The sequence below is a fragment of the Microbacterium sp. NPDC089698 genome, from assembly GCF_044749045.1.
Lineage (GTDB): Bacteria > Actinomycetota > Actinomycetes > Actinomycetales > Microbacteriaceae > Microbacterium.
On record NZ_JBIVHE010000001.1, the window covers coordinates 904201 to 928729 of the forward strand.

General features: G+C 70.9%; 23 protein-coding genes. 4 read left to right on the forward strand and 19 right to left on the reverse strand.

What is annotated here, in order from left to right; translation table 11 throughout:
• From atpD to prmC, 11 genes are all read right to left on the reverse strand, one after another.
• Positions 1–1437 (reverse strand): F0F1 ATP synthase subunit beta, encoded by a 1437-nt coding sequence (gene atpD, locus ACIPY5_RS04315; RefSeq protein ID WP_309357287.1) that lies wholly within the window; start codon positions 1435–1437, stop codon positions 1–3.
• A gap of 23 nt (positions 1438–1460) precedes the next feature.
• Positions 1461–2360, reverse strand: coding sequence for a F0F1 ATP synthase subunit gamma (locus ACIPY5_RS04320; protein WP_309357288.1), 900 nt, complete (start codon positions 2358–2360; stop codon positions 1461–1463).
• Between the two features lie 21 nt (positions 2361–2381).
• Entirely contained in the window at positions 2382–4022 is a 1641-nt protein-coding gene (gene atpA, locus ACIPY5_RS04325) for a F0F1 ATP synthase subunit alpha (RefSeq protein ID WP_309357289.1), read from the reverse strand.
• 49 nt (positions 4023–4071) lie between these two features.
• Entirely contained in the window at positions 4072–4860 is a 789-nt protein-coding gene (locus ACIPY5_RS04330) for a F0F1 ATP synthase subunit delta (RefSeq protein WP_400967107.1), read from the reverse strand.
• The gene (locus ACIPY5_RS04335) at positions 4860–5408 is read right to left on the reverse strand and encodes a F0F1 ATP synthase subunit B (RefSeq protein WP_105686684.1); all 549 of its coding nucleotides are present in this window, start codon (positions 5406–5408) and stop codon (positions 4860–4862) included. The genes ACIPY5_RS04330 and ACIPY5_RS04335 overlap by 1 nt, the downstream gene beginning before the upstream one ends.
• 28 nt (positions 5409–5436) lie before the next feature.
• Positions 5437–5673, reverse strand: a complete 237-nt coding sequence (gene atpE, locus ACIPY5_RS04340) for an ATP synthase F0 subunit C (RefSeq protein WP_045251710.1) — start codon at positions 5671–5673, stop codon at positions 5437–5439.
• Positions 5674–5722: 49 nt separating this feature from the next.
• The gene (gene atpB / locus ACIPY5_RS04345) at positions 5723–6508 is read right to left on the reverse strand and encodes a F0F1 ATP synthase subunit A (protein WP_309357291.1); all 786 of its coding nucleotides are present in this window, start codon (positions 6506–6508) and stop codon (positions 5723–5725) included.
• A gap of 121 nt (positions 6509–6629) precedes the next feature.
• On the reverse strand, positions 6630–7181 hold the full coding sequence (locus ACIPY5_RS04350; RefSeq protein ID WP_400967112.1) for a hypothetical protein: 552 nt from the start codon (positions 7179–7181) through the stop codon (positions 6630–6632).
• The gene (locus ACIPY5_RS04355; RefSeq protein WP_400967113.1) at positions 7178–8323 is read right to left on the reverse strand and encodes an MraY family glycosyltransferase; all 1146 of its coding nucleotides are present in this window, start codon (positions 8321–8323) and stop codon (positions 7178–7180) included. Before ACIPY5_RS04355 ends, ACIPY5_RS04350 begins: the two co-directional genes overlap by 4 nt.
• Before the next feature lie 24 nt (positions 8324–8347).
• Positions 8348–9022 carry an L-threonylcarbamoyladenylate synthase gene (locus tag ACIPY5_RS04360; protein WP_309357295.1) on the reverse strand — a complete coding sequence of 225 codons (675 nt, stop codon included), beginning with the start codon at positions 9020–9022 and terminating at the stop codon, positions 8348–8350.
• Positions 9023–9122: 100 nt separating this feature from the next.
• The gene (prmC, locus tag ACIPY5_RS04365) at positions 9123–9980 is read right to left on the reverse strand and encodes a peptide chain release factor N(5)-glutamine methyltransferase (RefSeq protein WP_400967117.1); all 858 of its coding nucleotides are present in this window, start codon (positions 9978–9980) and stop codon (positions 9123–9125) included.
• Positions 9981–10118: 138 nt separating this feature from the next.
• Here prmC and cysK point away from each other — a divergent pair, with 138 nt between their 5' ends.
• Entirely contained in the window at positions 10119–11057 is a 939-nt protein-coding gene (gene cysK, locus ACIPY5_RS04370) for a cysteine synthase A (protein ID WP_400967119.1), read from the forward strand.
• Positions 11057–11641, forward strand: a complete 585-nt coding sequence (gene epsC, locus ACIPY5_RS04375) for a serine O-acetyltransferase EpsC (protein WP_400967122.1) — start codon at positions 11057–11059, stop codon at positions 11639–11641. The genes cysK and epsC overlap by 1 nt, the downstream gene beginning before the upstream one ends.
• A 7-nt stretch (positions 11642–11648) precedes the next feature.
• Here the strand turns inward: epsC and ACIPY5_RS04380 are convergent, their stop codons facing one another.
• Positions 11649–12071 (reverse strand): hypothetical protein, encoded by a 423-nt coding sequence (locus ACIPY5_RS04380; RefSeq protein ID WP_309357300.1) that lies wholly within the window; start codon positions 12069–12071, stop codon positions 11649–11651.
• Between the two features lie 59 nt (positions 12072–12130).
• On the opposite strand from ACIPY5_RS04380, the gene ACIPY5_RS04385 reads away from it, so the two are divergent.
• Positions 12131–13195, forward strand: a complete 1065-nt coding sequence (locus tag ACIPY5_RS04385; RefSeq protein WP_400967126.1) for a DNA polymerase IV — start codon at positions 12131–12133, stop codon at positions 13193–13195.
• A 25-nt stretch (positions 13196–13220) separates the two neighbouring features.
• Here ACIPY5_RS04385 and prfA read toward each other — a convergent pair whose 3' ends face one another.
• From prfA to lysA, 5 genes are all read right to left on the reverse strand, one after another.
• Complete coding sequence (gene prfA, locus ACIPY5_RS04390; protein ID WP_309357302.1) at positions 13221–14300, reverse strand: peptide chain release factor 1; 1080 nt, start codon at positions 14298–14300, stop codon at positions 13221–13223.
• A 32-nt stretch (positions 14301–14332) separates the two neighbouring features.
• Positions 14333–16303 carry a transcription termination factor Rho gene (gene rho, locus ACIPY5_RS04395; RefSeq protein WP_400967130.1) on the reverse strand — a complete coding sequence of 657 codons (1971 nt, stop codon included), beginning with the start codon at positions 16301–16303 and terminating at the stop codon, positions 14333–14335.
• A gap of 197 nt (positions 16304–16500) precedes the next feature.
• Positions 16501–17436: a homoserine kinase gene (gene thrB, locus ACIPY5_RS04400; RefSeq protein ID WP_309357307.1), complete on the reverse strand. Its 936-nt coding sequence runs from the start codon at positions 17434–17436 to the stop codon at positions 16501–16503.
• A 46-nt stretch (positions 17437–17482) separates the two neighbouring features.
• Complete coding sequence (locus tag ACIPY5_RS04405; protein WP_309357304.1) at positions 17483–18802, reverse strand: homoserine dehydrogenase; 1320 nt, start codon at positions 18800–18802, stop codon at positions 17483–17485.
• Positions 18799–20277 carry a diaminopimelate decarboxylase gene (gene lysA / locus ACIPY5_RS04410; RefSeq protein WP_400967135.1) on the reverse strand — a complete coding sequence of 493 codons (1479 nt, stop codon included), beginning with the start codon at positions 20275–20277 and terminating at the stop codon, positions 18799–18801. The genes ACIPY5_RS04405 and lysA overlap by 4 nt, the downstream gene beginning before the upstream one ends.
• A gap of 597 nt (positions 20278–20874) precedes the next feature.
• On the opposite strand from lysA, the gene ACIPY5_RS04415 reads away from it, so the two are divergent.
• Positions 20875–21915 carry a YhjD/YihY/BrkB family envelope integrity protein gene (locus tag ACIPY5_RS04415; RefSeq protein WP_400967138.1) on the forward strand — a complete coding sequence of 347 codons (1041 nt, stop codon included), beginning with the start codon at positions 20875–20877 and terminating at the stop codon, positions 21913–21915.
• Between the two features lie 4 nt (positions 21916–21919).
• On the opposite strand, the gene ACIPY5_RS04420 is transcribed toward ACIPY5_RS04415, so the two are convergent.
• Positions 21920–22855, reverse strand: a complete 936-nt coding sequence (locus ACIPY5_RS04420) for a DUF2993 domain-containing protein (RefSeq protein WP_400967141.1) — start codon at positions 22853–22855, stop codon at positions 21920–21922.
• Position 22856: 1 nt separating this feature from the next.
• The gene (argS, locus tag ACIPY5_RS04425; RefSeq protein ID WP_400967143.1) at positions 22857–24524 is read right to left on the reverse strand and encodes an arginine--tRNA ligase; all 1668 of its coding nucleotides are present in this window, start codon (positions 24522–24524) and stop codon (positions 22857–22859) included.
• Positions 24525–24529: the final 5 nt, after the last annotated feature.

A 24529-nucleotide genomic window follows, 5' to 3' on the forward strand; every position in this document is an offset into this window, starting at 1 on the left:
TCAGGCGTTCTCCTTCTGGATGCGAGCCCAGTTCTCCTCGACGTCCGAGATCGGGCCGACGTTGAAGAAGGCCTGCTCGGCGACGTGGTCGAAGTCACCGCGGCAGATCGCGTCGAACGACTCGATCGTGTCCTTGAGCGGAACCGTGGAGCCCTCGACACCGGTGAACTTCTTCGCCATGTAGGTGTTCTGGGACAGGAACTGCTGGATCCGACGGGCGCGCGCGACGACGATCTTGTCCTCTTCGGAGAGCTCGTCGACACCGAGGATCGCGATGATCTCCTGCAGCTCCTTGTTCTTCTGGAGGATCTGCTTGACCGTGGTGGCCACGCGGTAGTGGTCCTCGCCCAGGTAGCGGGGGTCCATGATCCGCGAGGTCGAGGTCAGCGGGTCGATCGCAGGGTACAGACCCTTCGAGGCGATCTCGCGCGAGAGCTCGGTGGTCGCGTCGAGGTGCGCGAACGTCGTGGCAGGGGCCGGGTCGGTGTAGTCGTCGGCCGGCACGTAGATCGCCTGCAGCGAGGTGATCGAGTGACCGCGGGTCGACGTGATGCGCTCCTGGAGCACGCCCATCTCGTCGGCGAGGTTCGGCTGGTAGCCCACGGCGGACGGCATGCGGCCGAGCAGCGTGGAGACCTCGGAACCGGCCTGCGTGAAGCGGAAGATGTTGTCGATGAAGAGCAGCACGTCCTGCTTCTGCACATCGCGGAAGTACTCCGCCATGGTCAGGGCCGACAGCGCGACGCGCAGACGCGTCCCCGGCGGCTCGTCCATCTGGCCGAAGACGAGGGCGGTCTTGTCGAAGACGCCCGCCTCCTCCATCTCGGCGATGAGGTCGTTGCCCTCACGGGTGCGCTCGCCGACACCGGCGAACACCGACACACCACCGTGGTCCTGCGCGACGCGCTGGATCATCTCCTGGATGAGGACGGTCTTGCCGACGCCCGCGCCGCCGAACAGGCCGATCTTTCCACCCTGCACATACGGCGTGAGGAGGTCGATCGACTTGATGCCGGTCTCGAACATCGTGGTCTTCGACTCGAGCTGGTCGAAGTTCGGGGCCTTGCGGTGGATCGGCCAGCGCTCCGTGACCTCGATCTGCTCGCCGGGCTCGGCGTTCAGGACCTCGCCGATCACGTTGAAGACCTTGCCCTTGGTGACGTCGCCGACGGGGACCGAGATGGCCTCGCCGGTGTCGCGCACCTCCTGGCCGCGGACCATGCCGTCGGTGGGCTTGAGCGAGATGGCGCGGACGAGGTCGTCGCCGAGGTGCTGAGCGACCTCGAGCGTGATCTCCGTCGACTCCTCGCCGATGGTGATCGTCGTCTTGAGTGCGTTGTAGATGTCGGGGATCGAGTCGTGCGGGAACTCGATGTCGACGACCGGGCCGGTGACGCGAGCAACGCGGCCGACGACCGTCGTAGCGGTGGCAGTCATATTTCGTCTCTCTCCTGAGGGTCTTACTTGCTCGACGCCAGCGCGTCGGCGCCGCCGACGATCTCGGCGATCTGCTGCGTGATCTCCGCCTGGCGCGCGTTGTTGCGCAGGCGGGTGTAGTCGGTGATGAGCTTGTCGGCGTTGTCGCTGGCCGACTTCATCGCCTTCTGCGTCGCGGCCTGCTTGGCGGCGGACGACTGCAGGAGGGCGTTGAAGACGCGGCTCTGGATGTACACCGGCAGGATCGCGTCGAGCACCGTCGACGCATCCGGCTCGAACTCGTACAGCGGGTAGACGGCGCTCGAGGTGTCGGCCTCGTCCGCCTCCGCGATCTCCAGCGGAAGCAGGCGCACCGTCTCGGGCGACTGCGTCATCATGCTGACGAAGCGGTTGTACACGAGGTGGATCTCGTCGACCCCGCCCTGCTCGCCACCGCGCTCGAACGCCTCCAGCAGCGCGGCGGAGATGGCCTCCGCCGTGTGGAAGGACGGCGTGTCGGTGTCGCCGGTCCACTCCGCGGCGGCCTCGAGGCGCCGGAACTGGAAGTAGCCGACGGCCTTGCGGCCGACGAGGTAGAACACCGGCTCGCGGCCCTCCGAGCGCAGGAGCTCGGCGAGCTCCATGCCCTCGCGCAGGATCTGCGAGTTGAACGCGCCGGCCAGGCCCCGGTCGCTCGAGAAGATCACAACGGCGGACCGGCGGATCGTCTCGGGCTCACGGGTGAGCGGGTGGTCGACGTTGGAGTGCGTCGCGACGGCGGACACGGCCCTCGTCACGGCCCGCGCGAAGGGCGAGGACGCGTTGACGCGCGCCATCGCCTTCTGGATGCGCGAAGCCGCGATGAGTTCCATCGCCTTCGTGATCTTCTTGGTCGTCTGAGCAGAAGAGATCTTCTGCTTGTAGACCCGGAGTTGTGCGCCCATAGCTCTGAGATTCCCCCGCGATTACGCGCGGCGGCCCTTGACGATCTTCTCCTGGTTCACGTCGTCGACGTCGGCCGCGCTGTGCTCCTCATGACCGGGAGCGCTGATGCCGTGGCCCTTGCCGCCCTGGAACTCGAGGAGGAAGGCGTCGGTCGCCTTCTCCAGCTCCGCGATCGTGTCCTTGTCGAGCACGTTCGTCTCACGCAGCGTCTCGAGCACCTTGGTGTTGCGACGCACGTGGTCGAGCAGCTCGCGCTCGAAGCGCAGCACGTCCTCGATCTCGATCGAGTCGAGCTTGCCCTTGGTTCCGGCCCAGATCGAGACGACCTGCTCCTCGACGGGGTACGGCGAGTACTGCGGCTGCTTGAGCAGCTCGGTGAGGCGCGCACCACGAGCCAGCTGACGGCGCGAAGCCTGGTCGAGGTCGGACGCGAACATCGCGAACGCCTCGAGCGAGCGGTACTGGGCGAGCTCGAGCTTCAGCGTTCCCGACACCGACTTGATCGACTTGACCTGGGCGTCACCGCCGACGCGGGACACCGAGATGCCCACGTCGACCGCGGGACGCTGGTTCGCGTTGAAGAGGTCGGACTGCAGGAAGATCTGGCCGTCGGTGATCGAGATCACGTTGGTCGGGATGTACGCCGAGACGTCGTTCGCCTTGGTCTCGATGATGGGCAGACCCGTCATCGAACCGGCACCGAGCTCGTCGGACAGCTTCGCGCAGCGCTCCAGCAGACGGGAGTGCAGGTAGAAGACGTCGCCCGGGTAGGCCTCGCGGCCCGGCGGGCGGCGCAGCAGCAGCGACACGGCACGGTAGGCCTCGGCCTGCTTCGACAGGTCGTCGAAGATGATCAGGACGTGCTTGCCGCCGTACATCCAGTGCTGGCCGATGGCCGAACCGGTGTAGGGGGCGAGGTACTTGAAGCCGGCCGGGTCGGACGCCGGAGCGGCGACGATGGTCGTGTACTCCAGGGCGCCGGCCTCTTCCAGCGCGCCCTTGACGGAGGCGATGGTCGAACCCTTCTGGCCGATCGCGACGTAGATGCAGCGGACCTGCTTGTTGACGTCGCCGGACTCCCAGTTGGCCTTCTGGTTGATGATCGTGTCGATCGCGATCGCGGTCTTGCCGGTCTGGCGGTCGCCGATGATGAGCTGGCGCTGACCGCGGCCGACCGGGATCATCGCGTCGATGGCCTTGATGCCGGTCTGCATCGGCTCGTGCACGCTCTTGCGCTGCATGACGCCGGGCGCCTGCAGCTCGAGCTCGCGGACGCCCTCCGAGGCGATCTCGCCGAGACCGTCGATGGGGTTGCCGAGCGGGTCGACCACGCGGCCGAGGTAGCCGTCGCCGACCGGGACGGAGAGCACCTCACCAGTGCGGGTGACCTCCTGGCCGGCCTCGACACCGGCGAAGTCGCCGAGGACGACCACACCGATCTCGTGCTCGTCCAGGTTCAGCGCGAGTCCCTTGGTGCCGTCGGCGAAGGTCACGAGCTCGTTCGCCATGACGCCGGGCAGGCCCTCGACGTGCGCGATGCCATCCGCTGCGTCGATGACCGTGCCGACCTCGGTCGCCGTGCCGGACGTCGGCTCGTACGCGGCGACGAAGTCCTTCAGCGCGTCACGGATGACGTCGGGGCTGATCGAAAGTTCTGCCATTGTCTTCCCTTTGTGTATGGGTGCGCGGCTTCCCGCGCGAAGTCGTGTTTCAGCCCGCGAGCTTGTGCCGGAGATCGGCGAGGCGGGCGGCGATGCTGCCGTCGATGACGTCGTCCGCGACCTGCACGCGCAGGCCTCCGACGACGGAGGAGTCGAGCACCTCGTTCAGCGCGATCTGGCGGCCGTAGCGACCGGCCAGCACCGCACGGAGGCGGTCGCGCTGGGGCGCGCTCAGCGGAGCGGCGGTGTGCACGGTCGCGACGATCCGGTCGCGCTGCGTGGACACGATGCGCATCGCCCTGCTCAGCAGCCGGCGCACGCGGCGGCCGCGCTGCTGGCGCACGAGCGAGGTGAGGATCAGCGACGTGGCCGGGTGCAGGCTCGCACCGACCAGCTTCTGCACGAGCGCGGCCTTGCCCTCGCCGCCGCCGAGGCGGCTGCCCAGGGCGAGCTCGAGGTCGGCGTTGTCTGCCACCAGGCGCGACACCGAGAACAGCTCGCCCTCGATGTCGGCGTCGGGTGCGGCGATCGCCGCGGCGCGCACGGCCAGCTCCTCCACGCCGTCGACCAGGTCGGCGGCGGAGGACCAGCGCTGCGAGACGGCGGCGGTCAGCACCTGCTGCGCGGGCGCGGAGGCGCCGGCGAAGACGCGCGACACGAGTGCCGCGCGGGCCTCGACCGGAGCGGACGGATCGGCGAGCGCGCCGCTCAGCGCGGAGGACTCACCGATCAGGCGCGTGGCGGAGAACAGGTCTCCGGCGACGTCGAGGGTGATCCCCTGCGCGGCGGTCAGAGCACTGCTCGACGCCTCGAGGGCCTGAGCGGTCGCGCTGCCCATTACTTCGCCGCCTCGGAGGCCTCGAGGTCCGCCAGGAAGCGGTCCACGACGGCCGTCGCACGTGCGTCGTCGGAGAGGGTCTCGCCGACCACGCCACCGGCGAGGTCGAGGGCGAGGCCGCCGACCTCGTTGCGCAGCGAGACGAACGCGGTCTGGCGCTCGGCCTCGATCTGCGCGTGCGCGGCTGCGGTCGTCCGTGCGGCCTCGGCGGCAGCGGTCTCCTTGGCCTCGGCGACGATCTTCTTGCCGTCCTCGCGGGCGGTCTCGCGGATCGTGCCGGCCTCGGTGCGGGCCTCGGCGAGCTGGCGGGTGTACTCCTCCAGCGCGGCCTCGGCCTGCTTCTGGGCCTCGTCCGCCTTCGCGATGTTGCCCTCGATGGCGGCGGAGCGCTCGTCGAGCATCTTCGTGAAGCGGGGAAGGGCGACCTTCCACACCACGATGAGGATCACGACGAACCACAGCGCCGACCAGACCAGGTCGTACCATGCGGGCAGAAGCGGGTTCGCACTCGACTCGGCCGCGAGGTTCGTGACAAGAGCGTTCAGCATCCTGTCTCCTTCGGGATTCGAGTGCGGATTACGGGAAGGGGATGAAGCCGACGGCGATGCCGACGAACGCGAGCGCCTCGGTGAAGGCGATACCGATCCACATCAGAACCTGCAGGCGACCGGCCAGCTCGGGCTGACGGGCGACACCCTCGATCGTCTTGCCGACGACGATGCCCACGCCGATGGCCGGGCCGATGGCGGCGAGGCCGTAGCCGATCGCCGCGAGGTTGCCGTTGACTGCTGCGAGAACCGTAGTAGCGTCCACGGGTTTTTCCTTTCGTTGTGGGCGGCAGGTTCGCCGCCCGCAGGGGTTGTCAGTGCTCTTCTGCGACCGCGAGCTGGATGTAGACCGCGGTGAGGACGGTGAAGACGTAGGCCTGGAGGACGGCCACCAGGATCTCGAAGATCGAGAAGGCGCCGCCGAAGGCGAGGGTTCCCACGCCGAGCGCGGCCCAGCCGCCGCCCGCCGTGAAGAAGAAGAACGCGGTGGCCGAGTAGCACAGCACCAGCAGCATGTGGCCGACGACCATGTTCATCAGAAGACGCAGGGTGAGGGTCACCGGGCGGATGATGAAGGTCGAGATGAACTCGATCGGCGTGACGATGATGTACACCGGCCACGGCACGCCCGCAGGGAACAGGGCGTTCTTGAAGAAGTTCTTCGGGCTCTTCTTGATGCCCGCGTAGATGAACGTCACGTAGCTGATCACGGCCAGCAGCAGCGGCACGCCGATGATGCTCGTGCCGGCGATGTTCAGGCCGGGGATGATGCCGGTGATGTTCATGAACAGCGTCATGAAGAAGATCGTGGTGAGGATCGGCAGGAACCGGTCGCCGTCCTTGCGGCCGAGCAGGTCGTGCGCGATGCCGCCGCGGACGAAGTCGAGGCCCATCTCGACGACGCTCTGGAAGCGGCCGGGGACGACCTTCATCCGGCGGGTGCCGAGGACGAGGACCAGGACGACGGCGACGACCGAGACGAACTGGACCAGGTGGATCCGGTGGATCGGGACGCCGAAGACGTTGAAGAGGATCTCAGGGAAGAACTCGTCCATCGACGGGCCGTGGAAACCGCTGTCGTTGGCCAGTCGAGGAATCATGGTCGCAGCAAGATTAAACAGCGCGGGCTCCAGCTTCGGGGCACCGGGGGCTACCGGGGCGTCGGTCGATGTGCTTCACAGCGCAGCGCTCGCGTGACGAGCGGGCTCGGGTCCCAGCCTATCAGACCCGTGAGTTGCCTGAATCCGCGTCCGGAGCCTGCTGGGAGTCCGTTCCGGCGCGGGGGGCGACGTCTTCGGGGGCGACGGTCGGCAGGGACGCGTCGCTGACCACGGGGAGGCGCATCTTGAGGAACACCACGGCGTCGATCGCGAGCGAGACCACCACTCCGGCCAGCAGCGCCCAGAAGAAGATGATCGGCTCCAGCCAGGGCTGCCCTCGCAGCACCAGGATGAGCACGAAGAACAGCCCCAGCTTGAGGAACCAGCCGCCCATCACGATCGCGAAGAACAGCTGCACGTACAGCTCCTGGCCGAACCAGCGGTTCGCGATGAGGATGCTGCCGGCGGTGATCGCGCCGAAGAGCACCGCGATGAGCGCGCCGATCAGGCCGCTCCACACCCCCGGGGCGCCCTTGAGCACTCCCCCGACGACCCCGGCGACGATCGCGAGCACGACGGCCGCGATCCCGGACGCGACGAGCGCCGTGCGCAGGATCGGCGTGCTGGTGACGGGGTTCGGTCCGGAGGAGGGCAGGGGGCTCGCGGAGCTCATTTCGATTCCTTCTGGGTGGCGCGCGGGCGCGACGGGATGAGAGTGACGACGAGGCACGCCGCGGCCCCGACGATGCCGAAGACCACGCCGGCCGCGTACTCGCCGTACCAGCCCTCCCGGGATCCGATGTACATCAGCAGCACGGCGATCGAGATGATCGCGGTCCAGGCGTAGAAGATGAGGACCGCGTCGCGGCCGCGGTGCCCCAGGTCCAGCATGCGGTGGTGCAAGTGCTTGCGGTCCGGGGAGAACGGCGACTTGCCGGCGCGCATGCGTCGCAGCACGGCGAGGCCGAAGTCGAGCAGCGGCAGCAGCACGACCACGACCGGCAGCAGGATCGGGATGAACGCCCCGAGCAGCTGGGAGCGGCCGATCTGGGCGTTCGGCAGCACGGCGGGGTTCAGCTGGCCGGTGATGGCCACGGCGCTCGTCGCCATGAGCAGCCCGAGCACGAGCGCGCCGGAGTCGCCCATGAAGAGTTTGGCGGGGCTCCAGTTCATCGGCAGGAACCCGATGCAGGCGCCGATCAGCACCGCCGCGATGAACGGGGCGAGGCTGAAGTAGCTGGACTGGCCGATGTCGCGGGCGATGATGTAGGAGTACGCGAAGAAGACGCCGTTCGCGATGAGGCAGACGCCGGCGACCAGGCCGTCGAGGCCGTCGATGAAGTTCACGGCGTTCATCACGATGACGATCGCGAACATCGTGATGACGATGCTCAGCCAGGGTGATCCGATCACGGGCTCCGCGAGCGGGAGCGAGGCGATCTGCAGGCCGCCGACGATCGTGATCAGTCCGGCCGCCAGGAACTGCGCCCCGAGCTTGATCATCCAATCCAGATCCCACAGGTCGTCGATCACGCCGACGACCGCGATGAGCAGGACCGCTCCGAGCACCGACCACATCGTCTGCGGCTGCGCCCAGATGATCTGGAAGAACGGACTCGCCGCGCTGGCGGCGAAGGCGGCGAGGATGCCGAGCAGCATCGCCACTCCCCCGAGCCGCGGCGTCGGCGTGGTGTGCACATCGCGCTCACGGATCCCCGGATACAGCTTGAACCGCAGGCTCAGCTGCCACACCGCCCACGAGCCGGCCAGGGTCACGGCCGCCGTGAGGATCACGGTGAACAGGTACTGCTTCACGTCGTCGCTCTCCTCCGCCCGGGATCAGGGCTGCTCGTCGAGCAGGTCCCCGAGCACGCGCGCGAGCTCTTCGCGCGAGACCGCGCCCTCGCGGAGAACGCGCACCTTGGCGTCATCGCCGCCGGGGCGGACCAGCGAGGTGGCGTCGATGATCGTGGAGGCGATCCCCCGGGCCGAGGGACCCGCGTCGAGGTAGACCTCGATGCTGTCGCCGAGCATGCTCCTGGCCGCGTCGAGGTCCACGGCGGCGGGCTCGCCGGTGAGGTTCGCGCTGGAGACCGCGAGCGGCCCGGTCTCCTCCAGCAGCGCGAGCGCGACGCGGTGGTCCGGCATGCGCACCGCGACGGTGCCGTGGGTCTCGCCGAGGTCCCAGACCAGGGACGGCTGCGAGGGCAGCACGATGGTGAGGCCGCCGGGCCAGAACTCGTCGACCAGGCGCTGCACGGGCTCCGGCACGGTCTCCACGAGGGCGGCGAGGGTGGCGGTGCTGCCGACCAGGACGGGGGGCGGCTGCTGCCGGCCTCGCCCCTTCGCGTCGAGCAGGCGCTGCACGGCGGCGGGGCTGAAGGCGTCGGCGCCCACGCCGTACACGGTGTCGGTGGGGAGCACGACCAGCTCGCCGCGGCCGATGGCCAGACGGGCCTGGCGCATGCCGGTGAGGATCTGATCCGCGTCGCGGCTATCGAAGACTGAGGACATGACCGGCCCAGTCTACGGGGCGCGGCGCGATACGCCCTGAGCGGGGCCTGCGACTCACCGCACGCCGTCCTGGACCGGTGCTCCCCCGCCGCGGATCCGACTACGGACGGAGAGCGGTCGTGGCGCGGTCCCGGTGGGTGAGGTCCCGGTGCGTCGCGGCGGCGCGCCAGCCGTCCTCCGCCAGGAGGTCCCTGATCGCGGCGCCCTGCACCTCCGCGTGCTCGAGCACGAGGATGCCGCCGGGATGCAGCAGCGCCCACGCCCTGCGGCTGATCGCGCGCACCACGTCGAGCCCGTCCGGGCCGCCGTAGAGCGCGAGCGCGGGGTCGTGCAGACGCACCTCCGGATCGCGCGGGATGGCCTCGTCCGGCACGTACGGCGGATTGGAGATGACCACGTCCACCGTGCCGTCGAGCTCCGTGAGCTCGGCCGCGAGGTCGCCGAGGACGAGGGAGAGGTTCTCCTGCCCCGCGGTGTTCCGCAGCGCCCAGGCGTGCGCTTCGGGCGAGAGCTCGACCGCGTGCACCCTCGCATGCGGCACCTCGGTCGCCAGCGCGAGCGCGATGGCCCCGGAGCCCGTGCAGAGGTCGACGCCGATCGGGGTGGGCGAGGCGGCGGCCAGGAGCGCGTCGATCGCGAACTGCGCGACGATCTCGGTCTCGGGCCGCGGCACGAAGACGCCGGGACCCACGGCCAGCTCGAGGTGGCGGAAGGGAGCGGTGCCGGTGAGATGCTGCAGCGGCTCCCTGGCGGCCCGGCGCGCGACGAGACCCGCCAGCGCCGTCTCGTCCTCGTCGGTCAGCACGTCTCCGCGGATCGCCGCGGCCTGCACACCGCCGCGGCCGAGACCGAGGACGTGGCCGATGAGCAGTTCTGCGTCGACGGCGGGATCCGGGACACCGGCGTCGCCGAGGGCGGTCGCGGCGTGGCGGAGGGCATCGGCAAGGGGCGCGGACATAGACCTCCAGCGTAATGCGGGCGTCACATTCACCGGGCGCACACACCCTCGCCTTAGGCTGTGCTCGATCGGGTCCTCCTCCGAAGCGGGACGGGGCCGTCGCATCCGCGAAGAAGTGCGCCCATCGAAAGGTCAGTCATGGCAGGCATCCACTCCGACATCACCAGCACGTTCGGCAACACCCCGCTCGTCAAGCTGAACCACGTCACCGAGGGCCTCGACGCCACGGTGCTGGTCAAGCTCGAGTCCTTCAACCCGGCCTCCAGCGTCAAGGACCGCATCGGCATCGCGATCGTCGACGCCGCGGAGGCGTCCGGCGAGCTGAAGCCCGGCGGCACGATCGTCGAGGCGACCAGCGGCAACACCGGCATCGCGCTGGCGATGGTCGGCGCCGCGCGCGGCTACCGCGTGATCCTGACGATGCCCGCGTCGATGTCGAAGGAGCGCCGCGTGCTGCTCAAGGCGTTCGGCGCGGAGCTCGTGCTGACCGACCCCGCGCTGGGCATGAAGGGCGCGATCGAGAAGCTGCAGGAGATCATCGCGGAGACGCCGGGCGCCGTCTGGGCGCGCCAGTTCGAGAACGCCGCGAACCCGCAGATCCACCGCGAGACCACGGCGCAGGAGATCCTGCGCGACACCGACGGAGACGTCGACGTCTTCGTCGCGGGGATCGGCACCGGCGGCACCATCACGGGCACCGGACAGGCCCTCAAGGCCGCCAACCCCGAGGTCAAGGTCATCGCGGTCGAGCCGACCGACTCCCCGCTGCTCAGCGAGGGGCACCCCGGCCCGGCGAAGATCCAAGGCATCGGCCCCAACTTCGTCCCCGCGATCCTGGACCGCGAGGTCATCGACGAGATCATCACCGCGGGCTTCGAGGAGTCCCTCTCCACCGCCCGCGACCTGGCCGCCAAGGAGGGCCTGCTGGTCGGCATCTCCGCCGGCGCGGCCGTCGCGCAGGCGCTGAAGGTCGCCGCGCGCCCCGAGAGCGCCGGCAAGACCATCGTCGTGATCGCCCCCGACACCGGCGAGCGCTACCTGTCCACTGCCCTGTTCGAGGACCTGCGCGAGGACTGATGCCGCACTCCGGCATGTCGTGGGCCGGGCGGATGCGCGAGGACGTCGCATCCGCCCGGCTCCGCGACCCCGCCGCCCGCGGCGGACTCGAGATCGCACTGCTCTACCCCGGCCTGCACGCCATCTGGGCGCATCGGCTGAACCACGCCCTCTGGACGCGTGGCTGGCGCTTCCCGGCCCGCATGGGCTCCCAGGTCGCACGGTGGCTCACGGGCGTCGAGATCCATCCCGGCGCCACGATCGGGCGCCGCTTCTTCATCGATCACGGCATGGGCGTCGTGATCGGGGAGACGGCGGAGGTCGGCGACGACGTGATGCTCTACCACGGCGTCACGCTCGGCGGCCGCACCCGCGATGCGGGCAAGCGCCACCCCACTCTGGAGGACGGCGTCGTGGTCGGCGCCGGCGCGAAGATCCTCGGCCCGGTGGTCATCGGAGCACGCTCCGCGATCGGCGCGAACGCCGTGGTCACGAAGGACGCCCCCGCCGACTCCGTCCTCACCGGCGTCCCCGCCAGGGCCAGGCCGCGCGTCGAGGGCGAGAACACGGCGAGGATCCTGTCGGTCCCCGACTACTCGATCTGAGCCGCGGTCAGCGCTTCTTGGCCGCGGCCTTGAGCGCAGCCGCCTCGCGCACCTCGCGCTTGATCAGCAGCAGCGGCAGCACGACGGTGCACACGGCGGTGATGACCCAGACGACGACCGGCCCGAGGATCCAGCCGAGCGCATCGGTGATCCGTAGTCCCCCGATGGGCAGCAGCACCACGATGAGCAGAGCCACGAAGGTGGAGATGATGCCGATCCCGCCCAGCAGGGCCGGGGCGTAGCGGTTCGCCATCGACGTGATCCACGGCGCGAGCAGGCTCTGCAGCACCGTGAAGATCAGCACGCACAGCACGAAGCCCCACCACTTGCTCCACTCGATCGTGAAGCCGGTCAGCAGGAGATCGGCCACGATGAGGCCGAGCGCCGACGACGCCAGGAAGATCAGGGTGCGCGTGAAGAAGAGGCCCATAGCCGGAGCATAGCGCGGGACGGGTGCGCGGCAGGCGCGCGCCGCGTACTGTCGGGGTCATGCGCTGGGTGCTCCACGTGGACCTCGACCAGTTCATCGCGGCCGTCGAGGTGCTGCGCCGTCCCGAACTCGCCGGGCTCCCCGTCATCGTGGGCGGCCGCGGAGACCCCACCGAGCGCGCCGTGGTGTCGACCGCGTCCTACGAGGCCCGCGCCTTCGGCGTCGGATCCGGGATGCCGTTGCGGATCGCCGCCCGCAAGGCGCCAGATGCCGTGATCCTGCCCGTGGACGCCCCCGCCTACCTGGCCGCCTCCGCCGAGGTGATGGCGGTGCTGCGCGCCCAGCCCGGCGCCGTGGTGCAGGTGCTGGGCTGGGACGAGGCCTTCGTGGGCGTCGATACCGAGGATCCGGAGGCCTTCGCCCGGCGCCTGCAGCAGGACGTCCTGGACCGCACCCTGCTGCATTGCAGCGTCGGGATCGGCGACACGCTGGTGCGGGCGAAGATCGCGACCGGGTTCGGCAAGCCGCAGGGCGTGTTCCGGCTCACCGCCGAGAACTGGGATGAGGTGATGGGCGCGCGAGCGGTGATCGAGCTGTGGGGCGTCGGCACGAAGGTCTCGAAGCGCCTCCTCGCCCTCGGCGTCCGCACGGTCGCCGAGCTCGCCACGGCGCCGGAGCACGCGCTCACCACGGAGTTCGGCCCGCGGATGGGCCTCTGGTACCGGGAGCTCGGCCGCGGCGGCGGATCCGCCGTCGTCGACGACACGCCCTGGGTGCCCCGCGGGCACAGCAGGGAGACCACCTATCAGACCGATCTCGCCGATCGCGCCGAGATCGAGCGGGCGGCGCTGACGCTGCTCGCGCAGGTCCTGGACGACGTCGCAGAGGACGGAAGGCCCGTGATCGGCCTCGGGCTGAAGGTGCGCTACGCGCCGTTCACGACCAAGACCTTCACGAAGCGCATCGCGCAGACCGCGGACCGCGACGAGGTCGTCGCGAAGGCCGGGGAGCTCATCGCGAAGATCGCCCCCGACCGGCCGGTGCGCCTGCTGGGGATGCGCGCGGAGATGGCGCTCCCGGAGGATGCGCGGGACGGCAGGACGCCCACCCGCGGCGCCTGGTGACGAACCGCGTGCGCCTGCAGCGCGCTCAGTCCTCGGTGCCGAGGGCCGCGAGCCGCGCCTCTTCGTCCGCGTGGATCGCGGACTCGATGATCGGCTCGAGCGCCCCGTCCATCACCTGGTCGAGGTTGTAGGCCTTGAAACCGGTGCGGTGATCCGCGATCCGGTTCTCCGGGAAGTTATAGGTGCGGATCCGCTCGGAGCGATCCATGCCGCGGATCTGCGAGCGGCGCGCGTCCGAGGCCGCGGCGTCGAGCTCCTCCTGCTGCTTCGCGAGCAGGCGCGCGCGCAGCACGCGCATGGCCGCCTCGCGGTTCTGCAGCTGCGACTTCTCGTTCTGCATCGACACGACGATGCCGGTCGGCACGTGCGTGATGCGCACCGCGGAGTCGGTCGTGTTGACGGACTGCCCGCCGGGACCCGAGGAGCGGAACACGTCGATCTTGAGGTCGTTCTGGTTGATCGCGATCTCGTCGGGCTCGTCGACCTCGGGGAACACCAGCACGCCCGTCGTGGACGTGTGGATGCGCCCCTGCGACTCGGTCGCCGGGACGCGCTGCACCCGGTGCACGCCGCCCTCGTACTTGAGGTGCGCCCAGACTCCCTGTGAAGGATCGGTCGAGGATCCCTTGATCGCGACCTGCACGTCCTTGAAGCCTCCGAGATCCGACTCGGTGCGCTCCAGGAGCTCGGTCTTCCACCCCTTCGACGCGGCGTACTGCACGTACATGCGCAGCAGATCGGCGGCGAAGAGGGCGGATTCGGCTCCGCCCTCCCCCGCCTTGATCTCCATGATCACGTCGCGCGCGTCGTCGGGATCCCGAGGGATCAGCAGGCGCCGGAGCTTCTCCTGCGCGACCTGCAGCCCCTCCTCCATGCCGGGGATCTCCGCCGCGATGGACTCGTCCTCGCGTGCGAACTCGCGCGCGGTCTCGAGGTCCTCGCCGGCCGCGATCCAGTCGTCATGCGCCTTCACGATGCGGCTGAGCTCGGCGTAGCGGCGGTTGACGCGCTTCGCCCGTGCGGCGTCGGCGTGCACCTCGGGGTCGGAGAGCTCCCTCTCCACCCTGCGGTGCTCGTCGCGCAGCGACTCGACCTGCTCGAACATGACGACCGGATCCCAGACTCAGGCGGCGCGGATCAGCGGATGCTGTTCTCGGACGCGTGGCTGTGACCGGTGCCGGAGGCCGGCTTGCCCAGCTGCGCGTTCTGCATCTGCAGCAGGAACTCGACGTTCGACTCGGTCTCCTTGAGCTTGCCGAGGACGACCTCGAGGGCCTGCTGCGGGTCGAGCCCGGCGAGGGCGCGGCGCAGCTTCCAGGTGATCTTGACCTCGTCGGGGCTCAGCAGCATCTCCTCGCGGCGGGTCGAGGACGCGTTGACGTCCACGGCCGGGAAGATCCGCTTGTCGGCCAGCGCGCGGCTGAGCCGCAGCTCGCTGTTGCCGGTGCCCTTGAACTCCTCGAAGATGACCTCGTCCATCTTGGATCCGGTCTCGACCAGCGCGGTCGCGAGGATCGTGAGCGATCCGCCGTTCTCGATGTTGCGCGCCGCGCCGAAGAAGCGCTTCGGCGGGTAGAGCGCGGACGCGTCCACGCCACCGGTCAGCACGCGGCCGGAGGCGGGAGCCGCGATGTTGTACGCGCGGCCGAGGCGGGTGATCGAGTCGAGCAGCACGACCACGTCGCGGCCCAGCTCGACGAGGCGCTTGGCGCGCTCGATCGCGAGCTCGGCGACCGTGGTGTGGTCCTCCGCGGGACGGTCGAAGGTCGAGGCGATGACCTCGCCCTTGACCGTGCGCTGCATGTCGGTGACCTCTTCGGGGCGCTCGTCGACGAGCACGACCATGAGGTGCACCTCGGGGTTGTTCTGCGCGATCGCGTTGGCGATCTGCTGCAGCACGATCGTCTTGCCGGCCTTCGGGGGCGCGACGATGAGTCCGCGCTGGCCCTTGCCGATCGGGGCGACCAGATCGATGATGCGCTGCGTGAGCTTCTCCGGCGCCGTCTCCAGGCGCAGGCGCTCCTGCGGGTAGAGCGGGGTCAGCGCCGAGAACTCGACGCGGTTCGCGGCGTCATCCGTGCTCAGCCCGTTGATCGAGTCGACCTTGACGAGCGCGTTGTACTTCTGGCGTCCCTGCTGCTCGCCCTCGCGGGGCTGCTTGATCGCGCCGACGACCGCGTCGCCCTTGCGCAGGTTGTACTTCTTGACCTGGCCGAGCGAGACGTACACGTCGCTGGGCCCGGACAGGTAGCCGGTGGTGCGCACGAAAGCGTAGTTGTCGAGCACGTCGAGGATGCCCGCGATCGGGATGAGGACGTCGTCCTCGCCGATCTCGGTCTCGAACTCGTCGATGTTCTGGTTCGTGCCGCCGCGGCGCTTGTTGCGCTGGCGGCTGCGGGCGCTGCCGCCGTCCTCGTCGGAGTCCTGGGCGCCGCCACGGCCGCCCTGGTTGCCCTGGTTGCCGTTCTGGTTGCCCTGGCCGTTGCCCTGGCCGTTCTGCCCGCCGTTGCTCTGGCCGTCCTGACCGCCGTTGCGGTTGCGGCTGCGCGAACGGGAGCGGCTGCGGCTGCGACCGCTGGTCTCCTCGCCGCCCTCCGCCGGGCTCTCCGCGGGCTGCGCGTCGGCGGGCGCCGACTCGGCGGGCGTCTCCTTCGCGACCGGCTCCGCCACGGCTTCGGCCGGAGCGTCCGCCGCGGCCTCCGCCGGGGCGTCATCGGTCTTCTTCGCACGGCTGCGGCGCGGGACCTTCGCCTTCGGTGCGGCCTCGGCCGGCGCATCGGCGGCGGGTGCGGCCTCCGCAGCGGGAGCGGCATCGGCGCCTGCCGTCTCGGCCGGCGCCTCCTCGGTCTTCTTCGCACGGCTGCGGCGCGGGGCCTTCGCCTTCGGAGCGGCCTCGGCCGGAGCATCCGCGGCGGATGCGCCCTCGGCGGCGGCCGGTGCGGCCTCGGCGGCGGGCGCGGCCTCGGCGGCCTCAGCGGCCTTCGCGGCAGCCGTCGCCGTGTTCGCACGGCGCGGGGCGCGCTTGCGCGGCGCCTTGGGTGCGTCCTCGGCGGACGCCTGATCGGCCGAAGCCGAAGTCTCGATCTGGGTCTCGGAGATGGTCTCCACGAGTACTCCTCTTGTAAGTCGTGGGAATTTCGGCGCGCACACGGCAGATGCCGGGGCGCGACCGCACGATCATGCCGAGAACAGGCTGTCCCCTGCATGCCACCCGGAGAACACGCTGGCATGGAGCTCGGTGACCGGCTCGTCCTGCGGTTTCGGGTGCTGTGCGGCTGACGCGGGAAGTGCGTCGCGGGTCGGGATCACGATTGTGACGAAGAACCCTCCGCTCGTTCCCTCACTGTACCACCTCGCACATCGACGGCGACCATCTGCGGGATCCACGGAGTGTCCGTGACCTCGTCGGCGATCCGGACGGCGTCGAGCCGGCTGCCCGGCCCGTCGCACAGCACCAGCACGCTGGGCCCCGCACCCGAGACGACCGCCGCGAAGCCCTCCGCACGCAGGGCGCGCACGAGCCGGTTCGTCTCCGGCATCGCGGGCGCGCGGTAGTCCTGGTGCAGCCGGTCGTCGGTCGCGTCCAGCAGCACATCGGGGCTCTGGGTGAGCGCCGCGATGAGCAGCGCGGAGCGGGAGACGTTGAACACCGCGTCCTCGCTCGGCACCTGCTCCGGCTGCAGGCTGCGCGCCGCCTTGGTCGACATCGTGTAGCCGGGAACGAGTACGAGCGGCGAGACGCCGCGGTGCACGAGCAGCTTCTTGTGCTGCGGACCGCGCGCGGCCGTCCAGGCGATCGTCAGTCCGCCGAACAGTGCGGGGGCGACGTTGTCGGGATGCCCCTCGAGCTCGGTCGCGAGGCGGAGCAGCGCGGCGTCGTCGAGCTCGACGATGCCCGCCAGCAGCCCCTGCGCGGCCAGCACGCCGGCGGCGACCGCGGCGCCGGAGGAGCCCAGTCCGCGTCCGTGCGGCACGCCGTTGCGCGCCACGAGCCGGATCCCCGGCATCGCGACGCCCACGTCGGCGAAGACGTGCGCGATCGAGCGCACGACGAGGTTGGACGCGTCGCGCGCGATCTCCTCCGCGCCGGATCCGGAGACCTCGACCTCGATGAGCCCCGGTTCGAGGGCGGTCACCTCGAGCTCGTCGTACATGCTGAGCGCGAGACCCAGGGTGTCGAACCCCGGACCCAGGTTGGCGCTCGTGGCGGGGACGCGCACCTCGACGGTGCGCCCCGGCATCGGCCCTTCGGCGGGCTCAGGGACCGGGTGAAGCAGGGAGCTCACGTCACTCCCCCTCGACGCGCAGCACCGAGAGCACGCGCGTGACGGCGTCGCTGTCCGCGAGGCGGGCGACGGTGTCGCTGAGGGCCTGCTCGGTGGCGCGGTGGGTGCCGATCACGATGCGGGCGGTGCTGCTCTGCTCGCCCCGCTCGATCGTCTGCAGAGCGGTCGCGATCGAGACGCCGTGGTCGCTGAGGATCCCGGCCACGGTCGCGAGCACGCCGGTGACGTCGGCGACCTCGATCGTGATCTGGTAACGGGTCGTGATGTGGCCGAAGGGCGCCATCGGCAGGCTCTGCCTGGCCGACTCCCCCACGCCCACGCCGCCGGCGATGTGCCGGCGCGCGGCCGAGACGACGTCGCCGAGCACGGCAGAGGCGGTCTGCACGCCGCCCGCGCCCGCCCCGTAGAACATGAGCGGTCCGGCGGCCTCGGCCTCGACGAACACGGCGTTGTTGCCGCCGTGCACGCTCGCCATCGGGTGCTCGCGGTCGATCAGCGCCGGATACACGCGCACCGAGACCGCGTCCCCGTCGTCCTCGTTCAGGCGCTCGCACACGGCGAGCAGCTTGATCACATAGCCCGCGCGGCGGGCGTCGGCGATCATGTCGGCCGTGACGGACTCGATGCCCTGGCGGTGCACGTCGTCGAGCGAGACCTGCGTGTGGAAGGCGAGGCTGGCGAGGATCGCGGCCTTCTGCGCCGCGTCGTAGCCCTCGAGGTCGAGCGAGGGATCCGCCTCGAGATAGCCGAGCTCGGTCGCGATCCGCTGCGCCTCCTGGGCGCTCAGGCCCTGGCGGTCCATCGAGTCGAGGATGTAGTTCGTGCTGCCGTTGACGATCCCGAAGATGCGCTTGATCCGGTCGCCGGCGAGCGAGTCGCGCAGCGGGCGGATGATCGGGATGGCCGCGGCGACGGCGGCCTCGTAGGACACGGAGGCGCCGACCTGGTCCGCGGCCTCGAAGATCTCCGCGCCGTGCGTGGCCAGCAGCGCCTTGTTGCCGGTGACGACATCGGCACCGCTGCGCAGTGCCTGCAGCACGTAGCCGCGCGCCGGCTCGATCCCGCCCATGAGCTCGATCACGATGTCCGCGCTCTGGATCAGCGCCTCGGCATCGGTCGTGAGCAGCTCGCGCGGCAGCTCCGCGTCGCGCGGGGCCTCGATGTCGCGGACCAGGATGCCCGCGAGCTCGAGCCGCGCGCCGCTGCGCTCGGCGAGGTCGCCCTGGTGCTCGAGGAGCAGGCGCGCGACCTGGGATCCCACGGATCCCGCCCCGAGCAGGGCGACGCGGAGGGTGCGGCGGAGGCCGTCGAGTTCCGTCATGCTTCTCCTTCTCCGGCGCGGGCGCCGGTGGGTTCCTTCGTGCCGCGAGCGGCGATGCCGGCGTCGCGGGAGAGGAGGTCGTCGAGGGTCTCCCCCCGCACGATCACCCGTGCCCGGCCGTCGCGCACGGCGACGACCGCGGGGCGCGGGGTGTGGTTGTAGTTGCTGGACAGCGCGTGACAGTACGCGCCGGTCGCCGGCACCGCGAGCAGGTCGCCCGGGGTGACGTCGGAGGGGAGGTACTCGTGATCGACGACGATGTCCCCCGATTCGCAGTGCGAGCCCACGACGCGCGCGAGCACCGGTGCGCCCGTACCCTCGCGGGAGGCGATGCGCGCGGAGTACTGGGCGCCGTACAGGGCGGGGCGCGCGTTGTCGCTCATGCCCCCGTCGACGCTCACGTAGAGGCGCTCTCCGCGCTCGCCGAGCGACACCTCCTTGGTGGTGCCGACCTCGTACAGCGTGACGCCGGCCTGGCCGATGACCGCGCGACCCGGCTCGAACGCGAGCGTGGGGATCGGGATCCCGCGCACCTCGCACTCCCGGGCGACGGCCTCGACGATCGCGGTGGCGAGCTCCTCGATCGGGGTCGGGTCGTCGGCCGCGGTGTACGCGATGCCGAAGCCGCCGCCGAGGTTGAGCAGCGGCAGCTCCCCTCCCTCGCGGAGCTCGGCGTGCAGATCGACGACGCGCGAGGCGGACTCGGCGAAGCCGGCGGATCCGAAGATCTGGGATCCGATGTGGCAGTGCAGGCCGCGCAGCTCCAGGCTCGGGATCTCGCGGATCCGCTCGACGAGCGCGGGCGCCGCCTCGAGAGAGGTGCCGAACTTCTGGTCCTCGTGCGCGGTGGCGAGGAAGTCGTGGGTCTCCGCGTGCACGCCGCTGTTCACGCGCAACAGCACGCGCTGGACGTATCCGTCGGACCCCGTGCCGCTGCTCGCGGCGCTGCGGCGCTCGGCGATCGCGCCGAGGCGCTCGATCTCGATCGCCGAGTCGAGGATGATCGTGCCGACGCCGACCTCGACGGCCCGCTCCAGCTCGGAGACGCTCTTGTTGTTGCCGTGGAAGCCGATCCGGGACGGCTTGACGCCGGCGGCGAGCGCGATCTCGAGTTCGCCGCGGCTGCAGACGTCCACGCGCAGCCCCTCCTGGGTGACCCAGCGCGCGACCTCGGTGCTGAGGAACGCCTTGCCCGCGTAGTACGCGCGCGCCTTGGTGCCGTGGGCGGCCGCCGCGGCGTCGAAGGCGCCCTTGATCCGCGCCGCGTGGGCGCGCACCTCGGCCTCGTCGAGCACGTAGAGCGGGGTGCCGAAACGGGCACGCAGCTCGGCGACTCCGACGCCGCCGAGTTCGAGCTCTCCGTCGCTGTCGCGCCGCGCGGAGACCGGCCACACCCCCGCGGCGAGGGCGTTCGGATCGGCCGGTTCCTTCAGCCATTCCGGGGAGAGCGCGTCGTCGGGCGATGCGGGAAGCACAGGGCACCAATCGTCGTGGGTGTCTCGGGTGTTCGAGCCCGGCCCAGAGCGCGCCGAGTTCTGAGAATTCTAAGGCACCGCACCGGCCCGCCCCGACGGGTGTGACGCCGCGGGGCGTCTCCTGCGGCGGCGCCCCCGGGCCCGGCGGGCGTCGCGCGGGGCGCGCCTGGCGGGCCGCCGCTCCCCGCCCGCCGACCGTACCGGACCCCGCTGACCGCACCGGCCCCCGCCGACTGCACCGGATCCTCACGATTGCACGGGATCCCCGCGCCGACAAGCCGTGTGCTCGGCAGCAAGCCGTGCACTCGGGAACTAGCCGTGCGCTCGGCAGCAGGCCATGCGCTCGTGGCCGGCCATGCCCCGCCGAAGGCCGTGCGCTCACGACCGCACCGGATCCCGCCGACTGCACGGAAACTTCGCGGCGATACCCCGTGCACTCGATCGCATCCCGTGCACCGGACCAGCCCCGTCCCCGCCCTCCCGCCCGCTCGCCGCAACACTCCTCCACTTCCGAGTCGTCCCCGTCAGCGCACGCCATGGCCTCCGCTCATGGGGACGACTCGAAAGTGGGGGGGCGCATCTGGGTACGCTCGGGGCATGGGCACTCGCACCGCATCCGAGGGCGCACGGACGCAGAAGCCGTGGCTGCCGCGGTCGATCGACGCCGTGCTGGCGCGCGTGCTGCGGTGGCGGGTCGTGCGCGCGTGGCTGCTGTACTCCGAGAAGCACGGGCCCGCGCTCGCCGACGGGATCACCTACCGCGCGCTGTTCAGCCTGTTCGCCGCCGTGCTGCTGGGCTTCTCCGCCGCAGGGCTGTGGCTGGCGGGCAACCCCGAGGCGCTCGCCGCGCTGGTCCGGGCGGTCGACGCCGCGGTGCCGGGCCTCGTCGGATCCGGCGGCCTCATCGACCCGGAGAACATCACCGCCCCCGCCGGACTGTCGATCGCGGGGATCGTCTCGCTCGCCGGACTCGTGGGCGCGGCGCTCGGCGCGATCGGATCGCTGCGCATCGCCCTGCGCACCCTCGCCGGCGCCCTCGCCGACGACGTGCAGTGGTACTGGGTCATCCTCCGCAACCTCGCGCTGGCGATCGGGATCGGGATCGGCTTCGCGCTCAGTGCGGCCGCCACGGTGGTGGGCTCGGTGGGGCTCGACCAGATCGCGGATCTGCTGGGCATGCGCCACTCCCCGGCGACCGCGTGGACCGAGCGGATCCTGTCGCTCCTGATCGTCTTCGCGCTCGACACGGCTCTCATCGCGGGGCTCTTCTGGGTGCTCTCCGGCGTGCGCGCTCGCGCCCGCACGCTCTGGGCGGGATCCGCGCTCGGCGGCCTCGGCCTGCTCGTGCTGCAGCAGCTGTCCACCCTGTTCGTCGGCGGCGCCTCGTCGAACCCGCTGCTCGCCTCCTTCGCGGCGCTCATCGCGCTGTTGCTCTGGCTCAACCTGTCCGCGCAGGTCGTGCTGCTCGCGAGCGCGTGGATCATCACCGGCGTCGAGGACGGCGCGGATCGGGCGACAGACAGCCCGCGCACGTTCGCCGAACGACGCCTCCAGCGCGCGGAGCGGCTGCTCACCGCGACCACCGCCGAACGCGACGCGGCGCGGGATCAGGTCACGATAGAGCGCCGCGGATCCTGACGGGCTACTTCCCCGCGCAGCTCCCGTTCTCGAGGAGCGCCGGATCCGTCGTGATCGCGCTGTCCGCCGAGAACGTCGCCACCAGGGCGTCGCCGTCCACGCGCAGCCCGCTCAGGTGCACGCCCGCCGGCAGCCGGTCGGCGATGCAGAGCTTCTGCGTGGCGAACAGCGGCTTGAGCACGCCCGCGAACGGCGAGGAGGTGTCGGAGGCGTCCAGCGTCATGGCGCCGACGGTCGCCGAGGTGGGCGTGAAGGTGAGCTCGCCGCCCTCCGCACCGGGGGTGAGCGCGAGGGCGAGCGGCACGGTCGCCCCGAAGAGCTTCACGGATCCGGTCGCTCTGACGTCCTTCCCGTCCAGCGTCACGGCGTCGATCGGGGTGGATCCCGCGGCCGCCGTGATCGCCTTCTCGAGCTGATCGGCACCGATCCGGAAGCTGCCCCTGGCACTGCCCAGCGCGCCGCCGCGGATCGGCACTCCGGTCGCGTCGACATCCACCGCGCTCGTGATCGGGCCGATCGCGACGCTCTTCGAGGAGAGGCGCACGTCGTCCAGCCGGCCGGCGACCAGCTGCGGCAGCACGATGCCGCCCACGTTCACGTCCAGCTGCTGATCCGCGGGAAGCTTCAGCGCCGTGATCACCTGCGAGCGGATCTGCTGCGCGACGACCGCGCGCGCCACGAACTCGCCGCCCACGACGAGCGCCGCGAGCACCACCACGACGATTCCGAGCGCCCAGGGCCAGCGCGCCCGCCGACGCGGCGGCGGCACGGCGACGGGCGCGGACGGCAGCGGCGGCCGAGGCGGAAGCCCCGCACCGGACGCGGCGCCTGGCGCCGGCGACCCCGCGGCCTGAGGCGGCAGCGGCACCGTCGGATGCTCGGAACCAAGGTCCCGCGGATACGGCTCGGTCGGGTGCGAGCCCTCCTCCGCGCCGCTCACGTCACATCCGCTCCGGCGCGGACACCCCGAGCAGGTCGAGGCCGTTGCGCAGCACCTGGCCCGTGGCGTCGTTCAGCCACAGGCGCGTGCGGTGCACGTCCTCGATGGGGTCGTCGCCCTGCGGGATCACGCGGCAGTTGTCGTACCAGCGGTGGTAGAGGCCTGCGAGCTCCTCCAGGTAGCGCGCGACGCGGTGCGGCTCGCGCACCTCGGCGGCGAAGGCCACGATCCGCGGGAACTCCTGAAGGGCGCCGAGGAGCGCGGACTCGGTCTCGTGCGTGAGCAGCTCGGGCGCGAACGCCGAGCGGTCCACGCCGGAGTCGGCCGCGTTGCGCGCGACGTTGTGCGTGCGGGCGTGCGCGTACTGCACGTAGAACACGGGGTTGTCGTTCGTGCGCTTCTGCAGCAGCTCGGGGTCCAGCGACAGTGGGGAGTCGGCGGGCGAGCGCTCGAGCGAGTACCGCAGCGCGTCCGTGCCGAGCCACTCGCGCAGGTCGTCCATCTCGATGATGTTGCCGGCGCGCTTGCTGAGCCTGGCGCCGCCCACGGAGACGAGCTGCCCGATGAGCACCTCGACGTCCTTCTCCGGGTCGTCGCCCGCGGCGCCCGCGAGCGCCTTCAGGCGGTGCACATAGCCGTGGTGGTCCGCGCCGAGCAGGTAGATCTTGTGCTCGAAGCCGCGGTCGCCCTTGTTCAGGTAGTACGCGGCGTCGGCGGCGAAGTACGTGTACTCTCCGTTGGAGCGGCGGATCACGCGGTCCTTGTCGTCCCCGAAGTCGGTCGTGCGCACCCACACCGCGTCGTCCTGATCGAACACGTGCCCCTGCGCGCGCAGCCGGTCCACCGCCTGGTCGACGAGGCTGGGCTCGCCATCCTCGCCCTTCGCGTGCAGGATCCGCTCCGAGAACCAGACGTCGAACACGACGTTGAACTTCGCCAGCGAGTCCTTCTGCTCGGCCAGCTGGTACTGGTAGCCGAGCTCGCGCGCGACGAGCAGCTGCTCGGCGGGGTCGAGGGAGAGGAGGTCGGGGCGGTCGGCCAGCACGCGCTGCGCGATGTCCGCGATGTAGCTGCCCGCGTAGCCGCCCTCCGGGGTCGGCTCGCCCTGCGCCGACGCGACGATGGATCCGGCGAACCGCTCCATCTGCGCGCCCGCGTCGTTGATGTAGAACTCGCGGGCGACGTTCGCACCGCTCGCGTCGAGCAGGCGCGCGATCGCGTCGCCGAGCGCGGCCCAGCGGGTGTGCCCGATGTGCAGGGGCCCGGTGGGGTTCGCCGAGACGAACTCGATGTTGATCGAGCGGCCGGTCTGCGAGTCGTTGCGCCCGTACGCCTCGGCCGCGTCCACGATCACCTTCGCGAGGGCACCGGCGGCGCCGGCCTCGAGGCGCACGTTGAGGAAGCCGGGCCCGGCGACCGAGGCCTCGGCGATGCCGTCCACGGCGCCGAGCCCGTCGGCGATCTGCTGCGCGAGCTCGCGCGGGTTTGCGCCGAGCTGCTTCGCCAGGCGCATCGCGACGTTGGTCGCCCAGTCGCCGTGCTCGCGGTTCCGCGGACGCTCCAGCACGATGTCCCCCGCGGTGAGCGCAAGGGGCTCGCCCGGTCGTCGCTCGTCCGCGATCGGGGCGAGGACGGACAGGATCGCAGTGGCGAGGGCTTCGGGGTTCATAGGCT

Coding starts and splice junctions, on each gene's coding strand:
- ACIPY5_RS04360 (WP_309357295.1), bottom strand. CDS start 9,022: ATGTCCTCAGTCTTCGATAGCCGCGACGCGGATCAGATCCTCACCGGC.
- epsC (WP_400967122.1), top strand. CDS start 11,057: ATGCCGCACTCCGGCATGTCGTGGGCCGGGCGGATGCGCGAGGACGTC.
- atpA (WP_309357289.1), bottom strand. CDS start 4,022: ATGGCAGAACTTTCGATCAGCCCCGACGTCATCCGTGACGCGCTGAAG.
- cysK (WP_400967119.1), top strand. CDS start 10,119: ATGGCAGGCATCCACTCCGACATCACCAGCACGTTCGGCAACACCCCG.
- ACIPY5_RS04415 (WP_400967138.1), top strand. CDS start 20,875: ATGGGCACTCGCACCGCATCCGAGGGCGCACGGACGCAGAAGCCGTGG.
- ACIPY5_RS04350 (WP_400967112.1), bottom strand. CDS start 7,181: ATGAGCTCCGCGAGCCCCCTGCCCTCCTCCGGACCGAACCCCGTCACC.
- ACIPY5_RS04405 (WP_309357304.1), bottom strand. CDS start 18,802: ATGACGGAACTCGACGGCCTCCGCCGCACCCTCCGCGTCGCCCTGCTC.
- ACIPY5_RS04335 (WP_105686684.1), bottom strand. CDS start 5,408: ATGCTGAACGCTCTTGTCACGAACCTCGCGGCCGAGTCGAGTGCGAAC.
- ACIPY5_RS04380 (WP_309357300.1), bottom strand. CDS start 12,071: ATGGGCCTCTTCTTCACGCGCACCCTGATCTTCCTGGCGTCGTCGGCG.
- thrB (WP_309357307.1), bottom strand. CDS start 17,436: ATGCCGGGGCGCACCGTCGAGGTGCGCGTCCCCGCCACGAGCGCCAAC.
- argS (WP_400967143.1), bottom strand. CDS start 24,524: ATGAACCCCGAAGCCCTCGCCACTGCGATCCTGTCCGTCCTCGCCCCG.
- ACIPY5_RS04330 (WP_400967107.1), bottom strand. CDS start 4,860: ATGGGCAGCGCGACCGCTCAGGCCCTCGAGGCGTCGAGCAGTGCTCTG.
- atpB (WP_309357291.1), bottom strand. CDS start 6,508: ATGATTCCTCGACTGGCCAACGACAGCGGTTTCCACGGCCCGTCGATG.
- prmC (WP_400967117.1), bottom strand. CDS start 9,980: ATGTCCGCGCCCCTTGCCGATGCCCTCCGCCACGCCGCGACCGCCCTC.
- atpD (WP_309357287.1), bottom strand. CDS start 1,437: ATGACTGCCACCGCTACGACGGTCGTCGGCCGCGTTGCTCGCGTCACC.
- prfA (WP_309357302.1), bottom strand. CDS start 14,300: ATGTTCGAGCAGGTCGAGTCGCTGCGCGACGAGCACCGCAGGGTGGAG.
- ACIPY5_RS04385 (WP_400967126.1), top strand. CDS start 12,131: ATGCGCTGGGTGCTCCACGTGGACCTCGACCAGTTCATCGCGGCCGTC.
- ACIPY5_RS04320 (WP_309357288.1), bottom strand. CDS start 2,360: ATGGGCGCACAACTCCGGGTCTACAAGCAGAAGATCTCTTCTGCTCAG.